General features: G+C 61.7%; 12 protein-coding genes. 5 read left to right on the top strand and 7 right to left on the bottom strand.

The annotated features are described in order from the left end of the window. Window positions 1-261: 261 nt before the first annotated feature. Window positions 262-540, top strand: coding sequence for a 30S ribosomal protein S20 (gene rpsT / locus P0D84_RS03390; RefSeq protein ID WP_179734007.1), 279 nt, complete (start codon window positions 262-264; stop codon window positions 538-540). A gap of 217 nt (window positions 541-757) precedes the next feature. Here rpsT and P0D84_RS03385 read toward each other — a convergent pair whose 3' ends face one another. After that, window positions 758-1,105 (bottom strand): DUF3579 domain-containing protein, encoded by a 348-nt coding sequence (locus tag P0D84_RS03385; protein ID WP_408332449.1) that lies wholly within the window; start codon window positions 1,103-1,105, stop codon window positions 758-760. Between the two features lie 438 nt (window positions 1,106-1,543). Here P0D84_RS03385 and argF point away from each other — a divergent pair, with 438 nt between their 5' ends. Both argF and P0D84_RS03375 read left to right on the top strand, forming a co-directional pair. Next, window positions 1,544-2,473, top strand: a complete 930-nt coding sequence (gene argF, locus P0D84_RS03380) for an ornithine carbamoyltransferase (RefSeq protein WP_408332447.1) — start codon at window positions 1,544-1,546, stop codon at window positions 2,471-2,473. A 237-nt stretch (window positions 2,474-2,710) separates the two neighbouring features. Beyond that, complete coding sequence (locus P0D84_RS03375; protein WP_408332445.1) at window positions 2,711-3,937, top strand: argininosuccinate synthase; 1,227 nt, start codon at window positions 2,711-2,713, stop codon at window positions 3,935-3,937. 257 nt (window positions 3,938-4,194) lie between these two features. Here P0D84_RS03375 and murB read toward each other — a convergent pair whose 3' ends face one another. Then, window positions 4,195-5,235 (bottom strand): UDP-N-acetylmuramate dehydrogenase, encoded by a 1,041-nt coding sequence (gene murB, locus P0D84_RS03370; RefSeq protein ID WP_408332444.1) that lies wholly within the window; start codon window positions 5,233-5,235, stop codon window positions 4,195-4,197. Between the two features lie 183 nt (window positions 5,236-5,418). Here murB and P0D84_RS03365 point away from each other — a divergent pair, with 183 nt between their 5' ends. Then, on the top strand, window positions 5,419-5,904 hold the full coding sequence (locus tag P0D84_RS03365) for a YajQ family cyclic di-GMP-binding protein (RefSeq protein ID WP_028197943.1): 486 nt from the start codon (window positions 5,419-5,421) through the stop codon (window positions 5,902-5,904). 389 nt (window positions 5,905-6,293) lie between these two features. Here P0D84_RS03365 and plsY read toward each other — a convergent pair whose 3' ends face one another. Both plsY and ybaK read right to left on the bottom strand, forming a co-directional pair. Then, on the bottom strand, window positions 6,294-6,938 hold the full coding sequence (gene plsY / locus P0D84_RS03360; RefSeq protein WP_408332441.1) for a glycerol-3-phosphate 1-O-acyltransferase PlsY: 645 nt from the start codon (window positions 6,936-6,938) through the stop codon (window positions 6,294-6,296). A gap of 113 nt (window positions 6,939-7,051) precedes the next feature. After that, on the bottom strand, window positions 7,052-7,543 hold the full coding sequence (gene ybaK / locus P0D84_RS03355; protein ID WP_408332439.1) for a Cys-tRNA(Pro) deacylase: 492 nt from the start codon (window positions 7,541-7,543) through the stop codon (window positions 7,052-7,054). Between the two features lie 140 nt (window positions 7,544-7,683). Between ybaK and P0D84_RS03350 the strand changes: the two genes are divergently transcribed. Continuing rightward, complete coding sequence (locus tag P0D84_RS03350; RefSeq protein WP_408332437.1) at window positions 7,684-9,249, top strand: class I adenylate-forming enzyme family protein; 1,566 nt, start codon at window positions 7,684-7,686, stop codon at window positions 9,247-9,249. 111 nt (window positions 9,250-9,360) lie between these two features. Here the strand turns inward: P0D84_RS03350 and xerD are convergent, their stop codons facing one another. The 3 genes from xerD to queG form a co-directional block, all read right to left on the bottom strand. After that, entirely contained in the window at window positions 9,361-10,296 is a 936-nt protein-coding gene (gene xerD, locus P0D84_RS03345) for a site-specific tyrosine recombinase XerD (protein WP_408332435.1), read from the bottom strand. Then, a complete protein-coding gene (locus P0D84_RS03340; RefSeq protein WP_408332433.1) occupies window positions 10,293-10,763 on the bottom strand; it encodes a methylated-DNA--[protein]-cysteine S-methyltransferase in 471 nt (156 codons plus the stop codon). The genes xerD and P0D84_RS03340 overlap by 4 nt, the downstream gene beginning before the upstream one ends. Window positions 10,764-10,905: 142 nt before the next feature. Continuing rightward, window positions 10,906-12,147 carry a tRNA epoxyqueuosine(34) reductase QueG gene (queG, locus tag P0D84_RS03335; RefSeq protein ID WP_408332431.1) on the bottom strand — a complete coding sequence of 414 codons (1,242 nt, stop codon included), beginning with the start codon at window positions 12,145-12,147 and terminating at the stop codon, window positions 10,906-10,908. Between the last annotated feature and the right edge of the window lie 9 nt (window positions 12,148-12,156).

Genomic DNA, 12,156 nt, shown 5'->3' with positions numbered 1-12,156 from the left:
CGCCGGTTTCGAAGCTCGCTCAATTTTCGGACGGGGTTCAGGCACGCAGTACGCGAGCATCGCTCAAGCCGTATTGAGGCGCCGACCAAACCTCGAAACACACCGGAACACGGGCCCGCCTTCGCGTAGTCCGATCGAGTTTTTCGACTCATTTCGACACTTTTGCGCTCTTGGGCAATCGCTTCCAGGAGTTCGATCTAAAAGCAGCACCTACCACTTGAAGGTCAGGTACTGGAAACAGGAACAGGATAAGGAACCGTCATGGCTAACACCGCACAAGCACGTAAGCGCGCCCGCCAGGCCGCCAAGGCAAACTCGCACAACTCGGCACTGCGCTCGAAGTTCCGCACGGCTATCAAGGCTGTTCGCAAGGCAATCGAAGCCGGCGACAAGGCTAAGGCCGCTGAGATCTTCCAGGCATCGTCGAAGACCATCGACATCATTGCCGACAAGAAAATCGTTCACAAGAACAAGGCAGCTCGCAACAAGAGCCGTCTGGCTGCAGCCCTCAAGGGTCTGCAAGCACCCGCAGCGCAGTAAATTCGGTCAGCCCGCTTCGGTGGGCTACCTCCTGTTTCCGCTGCAACGGAAAGGCTCGCTTCGGCGGGCTTTTTTGCTTTGAACTGACAGATCCGCACCGCAGCCTGTGACTTGTCGCGTCGCGCTCGTAGCCGACAAACTACTCACCGAGGCCTCAGCCATAAAAAAACCCGCTGCTTGCGGGTTTTTTTTCTTTTACCGTTCCGGCTGACTTGCGCTATATCACGTGCCTTTTCTCTAGCGGCGTGGCGTGCTCAAGCTGCAACTCGCACGCCTCAGTCACAACGAGGTCATTGTCTTTCGCAAAGTTCAGGACGAAATCGAAGGCCATCGGCTCGACGTCGCGCAAGCGCGAATCGAGAATCACGCATTTGAGGTCGCCGATCATGGTGGGCCGGACGTACAACGAGTATTGCAGGTAGGCATTCGGCCCCTTGCCACGCGGGCTAGGACCAAAGCATGCCATCACACCCGCGAGCCGCTCCGACCAGTCGCTCGGCCGAAACTTTTTCCCGGTCGACGTGATGCCCTGAATGAAATATTCGGTTGGAGCTGCTTCGGCCATGTAGGAATACCTGTGTGACTGCCCAGCGGGATGACGGCAAAGCGGACTGCAAAGTGGCTTTGGGACGCCTGGACACGTTGACCGCGCCTGAATGGCGAGCTGCGCCGCCAGAAATCGCGAAGGGCCGGACAAGCCGCCTCGGCGCTCATCATGACGGCGGACCGCGCGAGGAAACTTTCCGGAGCGCGCGAGCCGTGTCCCGCAAGCTCAATACCGGCCTGCTGGGCTTAGGAATAACCGGTAGATTATAGCGCAGCACACCTTTTTCCGCAGCGCACACAAGCCCTTCGCAAGGTTACAAAAAGCCTTCAAAGCGCTTTTCCGGCCTTTTGGCCGACTCGTCAAACGGGGCGAAATCCTTTATGCTGCATTGAGTTACCACAAACGACGGCGGCGCCGTCCGGCAATCCTGCCGGGTGAGACCGCCGTATTTGTTTCATGACCGCCAAGAAAATTCGCCACTACCTGCAGTTCAAGGATTTCTCGCTGGAAGACTACGAGTACGTGCTGGAACGCGCGCGTATTCTGAAACGCAAATTCAAGAACTACGAGACCTACCACCCGCTGCACGACCGCACGCTGGCGATGATCTTCGAGAAAAACTCGACTCGCACGCGCCTTTCGTTCGAAGCCGGCATCTTCCAGCTGGGCGGCCACGCCGTCTTCATGAGCACGCGCGACACGCAGCTCGGCCGCGGCGAACCGATTGAAGACGCAGCGCAAGTGATCTCGCGCATGGTCGACATCATCATGATCCGCACGTTCGGCCAGGACATTCTCACGCGCTTTGCCGAGAATTCGCGCGTACCGGTAATCAACGGGCTGACCAACGAATACCATCCGTGCCAGGTGCTGGCGGACATCTTCACGTACTTCGAGCATCGCGGTCCGATTCGCGACAAGACGGTCGCGTGGGTCGGTGACGCGAACAACATGCTGTACACGTGGATCGAAGCCGCCCAGATTCTCGGTTTCAAGCTGCGCCTGTCCACGCCGCCGGGCTACAAGCTCGACCGCGCCATGGTCGCGGCTGAAAGCGCACCGTTTTATCAGGAATTCGACGATCCGAACGAAGCCTGCACAGGCGCCGATCTAGTCACCACAGACGTGTGGACCAGCATGGGCTTCGAGGCCGAAAACGAAGCACGCAAGAAAGCCTTCGCAGACTGGTGTGTGGACGCCGACATGATGGCGCGTGCCAATTCCGATGCATTGTTCATGCACTGCCTGCCCGCCCACCGCGGCGAGGAAGTCAGCGCAGAAGTGATCGACGGCCCGCAAAGCGTCGTGTGGGACGAAGCGGAAAATCGTCTGCACGTGCAAAAGGCGTTGATGGAATATCTGCTGCTCGGCAAGCTGAATCATTAAGCAAGCCACGTGCAGCACCTGCGTGAAGCGCGACGGGGCCTTGAATACGAGGCAAGGCGTCCACGTTTAGCGCCACGCATCGAGCCGCGGTCCACAGCTACACGCGGACCCGGCTATGTCACCGCACTGCCCCGAAAACGCGGGCAGGCGGTGGTTTAGTGTCAAAATAGTGGTTTTCCGCGCTCCGGAACCGCCGGTGCGCCTTGTTTTCCCGCTTTCTCCAGCTACGAGTTCATCATGAGCGATATCAAGAAAGTCGTGCTCGCCTATTCGGGCGGCCTCGACACCTCCGTCATCCTGAAGTGGTTGCAGGACAATTACGACGCCGAAGTCGTCACGTTTACGGCCGACATCGGCCAAGGCGAAGAGCTGGAACCGGCGCGCAAGAAAGCCCTGCAACTCGGCATCAAGCAGGAAAACATCTTCATTGAAGACCTGCGCGAAGAATTCGTGCGCGACTACGTGTTCCCGATGTTCCGCGCCAACACGATCTATGAAGGCGAGTACCTGCTGGGCACGTCGATTGCCCGTCCGTTGATCGCCAAGCGTCAGATCGAAATCGCCCGCGCCACTGGCGCGCAAGCGGTGTCGCACGGCGCGACCGGCAAGGGCAACGACCAGGTTCGCTTCGAACTCGGTTACTACGCGCTAGAACCGGGCATCAAGGTGATCGCACCGTGGCGTGAATGGGATCTGCTGTCGCGCGAAAAGCTGCTCACGTACGCTGAAAAAGCCGGCATTCCGATCGAAATGAAGCACAAGCAAGGCGGCGCGCCGTATTCGATGGACGCGAACCTGCTGCACATCTCGTTCGAAGGCCGTCACCTGGAAGACCCGAAGGCCGAAGCCGAAGCCGATATGTGGCGTTGGACGGTGTCGCCGGAACAGGCGCCCGACCAGGCTGAATACCTCGACATCGAGTACGAGCACGGCGATCCGGTCGCGATCAACGGCAAACGTCTGTCGGCGGCTGAAATGCTGACTGAGTTGAACCGTTTGGGCGGCAAGCACGGCATCGGCCGTCTGGATCTGGTCGAAAACCGTTACGTCGGCATGAAGTCGCGCGGCTGCTATGAAACGCCAGGCGGCACGATCATGCTGAAGGCGCACCGCGGCATCGAGTCGATCACGCTCGACCGCGAAGTGGCTCACCTGAAAGACGATCTGATGGCGCGTTACGCTTCGCTGATTTACAACGGTTACTGGTGGAGCCCGGAGCGCCGCGCAATCCAGGTGCTGATCGACCACACGCAAGAGAAGGTCAACGGCTGGGTGCGGGTGAAGCTGTACAAGGGCAGCGTGTCGGTTGTCGCGCGCGATTCGAAGGAAACGCTGTTCGACAAGACCATCGCTACGTTCGACGACGACGGCGGTGCTTACAATCAGGCCGACGCTGGCGGGTTCATCAAGCTGAATGCATTGCGCATGCGGATCGCGGAGAACGCACGTCGTCAGCGTAGCTGAGGACGTGCGTTTCGGTGAAGGCTAACTTAGCGTTAGCGAAGTTAAGCGCCAGGAAGCGCGGCCGACACCGAAGCGCAGACGCAAAAAAAGGGCGCCAGGAGGAAACTCCCGGCGCCCTTTTCAATTGCTACGCCCCATTTATCCGCTCACGAAGAACCTGATCCGCGTTCAGTTCCAAACCGCGTCTGACCGCGCGACGACCAACACCCCTGCACAAATCGCTGCATCGCCACTGATCGACGCCAGCGACTGCCGTGTCACAAGCAAACCGGCTCCGCCTCCAGCTCCACGCCAAACCGCGCCAACACATCCCGCTGAATCGCTTTCGCGAGCGCCAACACCTCAGCTCCGCTCGCTCCGCCAAGATTCACCAGCACCAGCGCCTGCCGCTCATGCACGCCTGCGGCGCCCATTGCGCGGCCCTTCCAGCCACATCGATCGATCAACCAGCCGGCCGCGAGCTTCACCCGCCCGTCCGCTTGAAGATAAGACACGATCTCGGGCTCCTTAACCTTCAGCGCCTCGAACTGCGTTGCCTCCACGACCGGATTCTTGAAGAAACTTCCGGCGTTACCCAAATGAAGCGGATCAGGCAGCTTGGCGCTCCGTATCGCGACTACCGCATCGAAAATCGCCTGCGCGCTCGGCGCCGCATCGGCGTGGCCCCCCGCAGTCAGTTCACGCGCAATATCCGCATACCCAGCGCGCGGCTGCCAAACCTTCGGCAAGCGGAAAGTGACCGAAGTAATCACAAAACGGTCACGCCCTTCCCGCTTGAAAAAACTGTCGCGATAGCCGAATCGGCAGGCTTCGGCATCGAGCTCGACTACCGCGCCCGTTGCCAGCTCAACCGCCCGCAGCGACGCAAACCGCTCGCACATCTCCAATCCATACGCGCCGATGTTCTGAATCGGCGCCGCTCCCACCGTGCCCGGAATCAGCGCGAGGTTCTCCAGGCCGGGCAGCCCTTGCGATAAAGTCCACGCGACAAAGTCATGCCACGGCTCGCCGGCGGCCGCCTCGACGTACCATGCGTCGTCGTCCTCGCGCACGACACGTCGGCCTCGCAGCGCCACCAGCAGCACCAGTCCGGCGAAGTCTCCCGTCAGCACGACATTGCTGCCGCCACCCAGCACCAGCCGCGGCAAGCCGGCGGCCCGCGGATCGCGCACGGCACCCATCAATTGCGCTTCCTGCTCGATCCGGCACGCAAACTGCGCGCGAACATCGAAACCGAAGGTGTTATGCGCCTTTAGCGGATAGCCGGCAATGAACGCGGCGGAATCGGAATGGGACATCAGAATGAGAAGAGTGGAACACGAACGAAACGACATCGGGCCCCGGACGCACAACAATGCGCAGCGGCCTTAGGCAAAAGGGAGTGGCGTCGGTAAAATGACATCCGGTCCGTGATTATAGCGAGTGCCCCGTGAGCAGCCGACCGGCCGCGCCACGCACCGCAGCACTATTGGGAGAAAACAATGCCATCGTTTGACGTCGTCTGCGAAGCAGACATGATCGAAGTCAAGAACGCGATCGAGCAGTCCAACAAGGAAATTTCCACCCGCTTCGACTTCAAAGGGTCGGACGCACGCGTCGAACACAAGGAAAGCGAAATCACCGCCTACGCCGACGACGACTTCAAGCTCGGCCAGGTCAAGGACGTCCTGCTGTCGAAAATGGCCAAGCGCAATGTGGACGTGCGATTTCTCGACTACGGCAAGATCGAGAAGATCGGCGGCGACAAGGTCAAGCAGGTCATCAAGATCAAGAAAGGCGTGTCCGGCGATCTGTCGAAGAAAATCGTGCGCCTCGTGAAGGACAGCAAGATCAAGGTGCAGGCGAGTATTCAGGGCGACGCGGTGCGCATTACCGGCGGCAAACGCGACGATCTGCAAAGCGTGATCGCGATGCTGCGCAAGGACGTGACCGATACCCCGCTCGACTTCAACAACTTCCGCGACTAAACGCGCGTCACGTAGAGTACCGGGCGCGCGTTCAGGCGCGGAAATGGGTGTGTTGAGGTTCGGCGAATATTGAACGCCCGGCAACCAGCGGCATCAAGGGCCGCCACGGAGCGCCTGGCTGCGTTGAGCCTCGGCACCGGTGCATGTCGACCGCTCGGCAACCAGGCTCACCACGAACGCCCGGCTGCGTTGAGCCTCGGCACCGGTGCATATTGAACGCTCGGCAACGAACCACGCAGAGATTCAGCACCGGGCGCTCAACTGAGTTGAGGCGCAGCACCCGGCGTGTGCCGAACGCTCACCACACAGGCAGTGCGCTTTCAGGGCGCACGCCGTAAGCCAACCAGGACACGCCGGCTAACACCCGGTCGGATGCGCCCTGCTCGCGTTCAAGGTTCGTTACCGCCTGCCGCGCTAGCGGCTGCTTCGGTTTTCTTCTTGGCGCCGATGCGGCTTTCCTGGCCGTGCATCAGCTTGGCGATGTTGCCGCGGTGGCGCCACACCAGCAGCGAACTCATCACGACAATCGCCAGCGCGATGATATGCGGCCCGAACAGAAAGCCGTCGAAGATCGGCGCGAACACCGCCGCGGCCAATGCCGCCAGCGAAGAATAGCGTGTGAAGAATGCCACGATCAGCCACGTCAGCAAGGTGGCGATGCCTAGGATCGGGTTGATCGCGATCAGCACGCCTGCTGCGGTCGCCACGCCCTTGCCACCCTTGAAGCGGAAGAAGATCGGATACAGGTGGCCGAGAAACACGGCGACGGACGCAATCGCGACCGACGTATCGTCAAGACCGTAGCGCGCGCCGAAGTGCACCACGAACCACACCGGCAGCCATCCTTTGAATGCATCGCCGATCAGGGTGAGAATCGCGGCCTTCTTGCTGCCGCTGCGCAGCACGTTGGTGGCACCCGGGTTACCTGAGCCGTACGAGCGCGGGTCGTCCAGCCCCATCGCGGCGCTCACGATCACGGCAAACGACACCGAGCCGATCAGGTAGGCAACGACAGCAACAATCAGGTTTTGCATCTGGGACTCTTATAAGGATCGGCGGTCTGAAACTCGATACTCCAACCGCAACAGGGAACAAAGCGGCGCACATTCTACCGAACCCACCTGCCCGGAAAACATTCAGGCAAACATCAATCGACGCTCGCGCACTGAACCGGTTTCGCGGCCAGCAAGCCGGTCAATATCCCAGGCTCGATGCTGATCAGAAAACCGCGCCGCCCGCCGTTCAGCCAGATCTTGTCCATCTCGAGAATGCTCGACTCGACGTACACCGGCATCTGCTTGCGCGTGCCGAACGGCGAGGTGCCGCCGATCAGATAGCCCGAATGCCGGTTCGCCACCTCGGGCTTGCACGGTTCGACGCGTTTGACGCCAATCTGCCGCGCCAGATTCTTGGTGCTGACGGTGCGGTCGCCGTGCATCAGCACGATCAGCGGCTTGGCATGCTCGTCTTCCATCACCAGGGTCTTCACGACATGATGTTCGTCCACGCCGAGCTGGCGCGCCGATTCCTCGGTGCCGCCGTGCTCGACGTAATCGTAAGGATGTTCACCGAAAGTGACGCCATGGCGGCGCAGAAACTGCGTCGCGGGCGTTTCGGAGACGTGTCTGGATTTGCTCATCGGCGCATTGTAATGGCGAGTTTGCACAACGGCTATTTGCCGAACGGCCAATTGTGCGGGTCCGGCGATTGTGGCACGATCGTTCGCAAATCTTCCTGCGCACGGCACGCCGGGCATCGAATCGTTTTCTGGAGACAGCGTTGAGCCTTGATTCATCATCCACCCGTTCCACGATCGACATTCCCGCTCTGCTGGCCGCCCTGCCCGAGCGTATTGCCGACATTCCGGCGCACGCCGCCGCGCGCGATCCGCGGCACGTCGCGTTGATCGAGGATGCGCGCCGCCTCACCAATGCGCAACTTCTGGAAGCCGTCGATGCCACCGCCGCGCTATTGCGCGAATGGGGCGTGCGTGGCGGCGATCGCGTGATGATCGTGGCCGAGAACAGCATCGTGCAAATCGTGCTGCTGTTCGCGACCGCGAAGCTCGACGCGTGGGCGCTGGTGTCGAACGCACGCCTGTCCGCCGCCGAACTCGACGCGATCCGTGCGCACGCGCAGCCTCGCGTGGTCGCTTATGCGATCGAAAGCTCCGCGGACGCCCAACAGCATGCAGAGCGGCATCAGGCCGTCACAGCGCCTGCCATCACACCGGATATCGGTGCCTGGTCGTACGCGCTCGACCCCACCGCGAAAGCCGAACCGGTCGAAGCCGTCAATCACCGCCAATGCGCCGCGCTGATTTACACCACGGGAACCACCGGCGCGCCGAAAGGGGTGATGCTGTCGCATCGCAATCTGCTCTTCATTGCGGCCGTCTCGAGTCGCTTGCGCAACGTCGGGCCGGACGATGTCGTGTATGCCGTTCTGCCGATCTCACACGTGTATGGCTTCGCCTCGGTTTGTCTCGGCAGCTTGCACGCCGGCGCGACCCTGCGCCTCGCACCGCGTTTCGCGCCGGAAGCCGTGCGGCGGGCGCTCGGCGAAGAGCGGGTGTCGATCTTCCAGGGTGTTCCGGCCATGCACGCCAAACTGCTCGAACATTTGCAGACGCACGGCCACGCGTGGTCGGCGCCGCATCTGCGCTTTGCCTATTCGGGCGGCTCGCCACTCGACGCCGCGCTGAAAGCGCAGGTCGAAAACGTCTACGGCCTCCCGCTGCACAATGGCTACGGTATGACGGAGAGCAGCCCGACTGTGTCCCACACCATGCTCGATGCGCCGCGCAGCGATTGCTCGGTCGGCGAAGTCATTCCGGGCGTTGACGTGCGCTTCGTCCGACTCGACGGCGTGGATGCCGCAGCTGGCGAAATCGGCGAACTATGGGTGCGTGGCCCGAACGTGATGCTGGGTTACTACCGCAGCCCGGAGCAGACCCGCGCCGCCGTCACCGAAGACGGCTGGCTCAAGACCGGCGATCTCGCACGGCAGGACACGGACGGTGCGTTGCACATCGTTGGGCGCAGCAAGGAGTTGATCATCCGTTCGGGCTTCAACGTGTACCCGGCGGAAGTCGAGCACGTGTTGAACGCGCATCCGCAAGTGGTGCAATCAGCGGTGATCGGTCGTGCAGTGGAGGGTAACGAGGAAGTGGTCGCGTTCGTCGAGCTGATCGCGGGCGCGAAGGTGTCGCCAGCTGAACTCATCGCGTGGTGCGCGGAGCGACTCGCGCCGTACAAGCGGCCTGCCGAAGTGCGGGTGCTCGCCGCGTTGCCGGCGGCGTCGACTGGCAAGATTCTCAAGCACCGGTTGCGCGAGTTCGTCTAAGCGGCAGCGGCAATGCTTCGGCTTTCGGCGTCGGCTCGGGCTCGGCTGGGCTGCACAAAAGCCACTCGCATGCGCACTCGCACCCCACACAAGTGCCAACGCCAACCCTGATCACCCCCGCGGATGATGCTGCGCATGCAGCGACTTCAACCGTTCGCGGGCCACGTGCGTATAGATTTGCGTGGTCGAGATATCCGTATGACCGAGCAGCAATTGCACGACGCGCAAATCGGCGCCATGGTTCAGCAGGTGCGTCGCGAACGCGTGCCGCAGCGTATGCGGCGAGAGTGGCGCATGAACAGCGGCCGCCGCCGCGTGACGCTTGATGATGTTCCAGAACTGCTGGCGGGTCATGCCCTCCGCGCGGCTCGTGACGAACAGCGCATCCGTCGCGCGCGCCCCCAGCAACGCAGGACGCGCTTCGCGCAGATAGCGTTCGATCCAGCCGTGCGCCTCTTCGCCGAACGGAATCAGGCGCTCTTTTGAGCCCTTGCCCATCACGCGCACCACGCCGTCGTTCAGGCCCACTTCCACCGTCTTCAGCGTGACGAGCTCGGTGACACGCAAACCGCTCGCGTACATCAACTCCAGCATGGTGCGGTCGCGCAGGCCTAACGGCGTGTCGATATCCGGCGCACCGAGCAGTGCTTCGACTTGCGCTTCGCTAAGCGTCGACGGAAAACGCAGCGGCTGCCTGGCCGAACGGATGCGCACCGTCGGATCGACTTTGGTGCGATGCTCGCGCACCGCCCAGCCGTAGTAGCGGCGAAACACCGAGAGCCGCCGGTTCGCCGAGGTGGATTTGTCTTTCTGACGCGTCGCGCTATAGGCGTTGAGATCGGCCTCGCTGGCGGTGTCGAGCGACGTGTTGCGGGTGTGCGCGAGCCATTCGCAGAACAGCCGCAGATCGCGCCGGTATGCATCGAGCGTGTTGCGCGACAAGCCGTGCTCGAGCCACAACGCGTCGCAGAACGCGTCGATCGAGGCCGAACTGGCCACAAACAAAGGTGACGCGATGGGCGTGTCTTCAGTCAGGGTATCGCTCATGCGTAGGGAATGCCTTCATGCGCCAGCAGCCAGCGCTTGACGTTGCGAAAAAAGCCATCTTCGGCATGATGCGCGAATCCGCCGATGCCGCTCGAACTGACCACCCGATGGCACGGAATCACGATCGGAAAGTAATTGGCGCCGCACGCCTGGCCAACCGCGCGCGGGGCGCTGCCGAGTTGCCTCGCCAGTTGGCCATAGGTCCGTACGACGCCTGGCGGGATGTCGCTAATCGCTTGCCAGACGCGCTGCTGAAACGCGGTGCCGACCGCCGCCAGCGGCAATTCGAACTTCGCGGAGGCACGCTCGAAATAACGCTCGATCTGTTCGACGGCCTGCTTCGCGAGAGGCGTGTCCGGCGCGACGTTCTGCGTCGACTCCGGCAGATAGACGATCTCGCGCACAGCCTCGCCTTCGAGGCGGATGCCGACCTTGCCGAACGGTGCATCGATCACTGCGTTAAACATGGTACTTGCTCCGTGATAGGCGGGGCGCTTTTGTATTTGCATGACGGCGAAATTCAATCGCCGCATCAATAACCGCGGGCGGCGTGCAACGCGCCGTCACCCGCCGCGGGTCCTGCCACGCCCCCGCCCGATTGGCGCTACTTTACGCCGCTTCCAACGCCCATTCCACATGCTCGCGCACCACCGCGGAAGGGTGTTCAACCCGTAACTTCAGCGCGTCAACAATCGCCTCGCGCGCGTCCGCACTCAAACTCCCGGAAGAATCACGCAGCGCATTACCCATCCCCACCGCCAGGTTACGCAGCCAGCTTTCATAGCCAATGCGACGAATCGCACTCCCCTGCATGCGCGTATCGAACTCGTCGGCGCTCCACGCAAAGAGTTCGACGAGCGTCGCGCGATCGAGGCCATGCCGCACATCGAAATCGTCGACCGGCGCGGCCTGCGCAAACTTGTTCCACGGACACACGAGCTGGCAATCGTCGCAGCCGTACACACGATTACCGATCAGCGGCCGCATTTCCAGGGGAATATTGCCCTTCAATTCGATCGTCAGATACGAAATGCACAGACGTGCATCGACCTTATAGGGCGCCACGATCGCACCCGTCGGGCACGCGCCGATGCAGCGCGTGCAACTGCCGCAGTGCGAGCCCGGCGTTTCGGGCGCATCGTCCGGCGACGTCTCGGCATCGGTGGGCAACGGCACATCGACATAGATTTCGCCGAGGAAAAACAGCGAACCGGCGTCGCGTTGCAGCAGCAGCGTGTGCTTGCCGCGCCAGCCGATGCCGGCCTTCTGGGCAAGTTCTACCTCGAGCACCGGCGCCGAGTCGGTAAATACGCGGTAACCGAATGCACCGATCTCCGCCTCGATTTTCTCGGCCAGACGTTGCAAACGGTTACGCATTACCTTGTGATAATCGCGGCCTCGCGCATAGATCGACACCACCGCCGCCGACGGGTCCGCGAGCCGCGCATGCTCGGCTGCGCGCCAGTCTTGCGGTGCGAGCGGCGAGTCCTGCAACGCGCTTTCGGGCGCCTTTCCACTCAATGTCTGCGCGGGCAAATAGGCGATGCGCGCGGTAATCACACGTCGCGTGCCGGCCACAAGCTCGGCGGGGCGCGCGCGTTTCATACCGTGTTTCGCCATATAATCCATCTCGCCGTGGCAACCCGCTTCCAGCCATGCCGCAAGCGGCGCCTCGGCAGCGGAGAGATCGGTGTCGCTAATGCCGATCGCGCCGAAACCCAGTTCACGGCCCCACGTTTTGATGTTGAGCGCGAGCGCATTCAACGCCGCTTCATCGAAATGACGCTCGGCACGCGCATCGTCGTTAGACGCAGGCGTGCAGGGAACAGGGGACTCCGGACTTCGGTTCATCACGCCATT

The organism is Paraburkholderia sp. RL17-337-BIB-A (genome assembly GCF_046025895.1).
Lineage (GTDB): Bacteria > Pseudomonadota > Gammaproteobacteria > Burkholderiales > Burkholderiaceae > Paraburkholderia > Paraburkholderia fungorum_C.
Note: the sequence above shows the minus strand (reverse complement) of the source record. Positions and strands in the feature narration are given on the sequence as shown.

Bases quoted from the DNA above. Each gene is read 5' to 3' on its own strand.
- argF (WP_408332447.1), top strand. From the start codon at position 1,544: ATGACCGCCAAGAAAATTCGCCACTACCTGCAGTTCAAGGATTTCTCG.
- P0D84_RS03365 (WP_028197943.1), top strand. From the start codon at position 5,419: ATGCCATCGTTTGACGTCGTCTGCGAAGCAGACATGATCGAAGTCAAG.
- murB (WP_408332444.1), bottom strand. From the start codon at position 5,235: ATGTCCCATTCCGATTCCGCCGCGTTCATTGCCGGCTATCCGCTAAAG.
- plsY (WP_408332441.1), bottom strand. From the start codon at position 6,938: ATGCAAAACCTGATTGTTGCTGTCGTTGCCTACCTGATCGGCTCGGTG.
- P0D84_RS03385 (WP_408332449.1), bottom strand. From the start codon at position 1,105: ATGGCCGAAGCAGCTCCAACCGAATATTTCATTCAGGGCATCACGTCG.
- ybaK (WP_408332439.1), bottom strand. From the start codon at position 7,543: ATGAGCAAATCCAGACACGTCTCCGAAACGCCCGCGACGCAGTTTCTG.
- P0D84_RS03375 (WP_408332445.1), top strand. From the start codon at position 2,711: ATGAGCGATATCAAGAAAGTCGTGCTCGCCTATTCGGGCGGCCTCGAC.
- rpsT (WP_179734007.1), top strand. From the start codon at position 262: ATGGCTAACACCGCACAAGCACGTAAGCGCGCCCGCCAGGCCGCCAAG.
- xerD (WP_408332435.1), bottom strand. From the start codon at position 10,296: ATGAGCGATACCCTGACTGAAGACACGCCCATCGCGTCACCTTTGTTT.
- queG (WP_408332431.1), bottom strand. From the start codon at position 12,147: ATGAACCGAAGTCCGGAGTCCCCTGTTCCCTGCACGCCTGCGTCTAAC.
- P0D84_RS03340 (WP_408332433.1), bottom strand. From the start codon at position 10,763: ATGTTTAACGCAGTGATCGATGCACCGTTCGGCAAGGTCGGCATCCGC.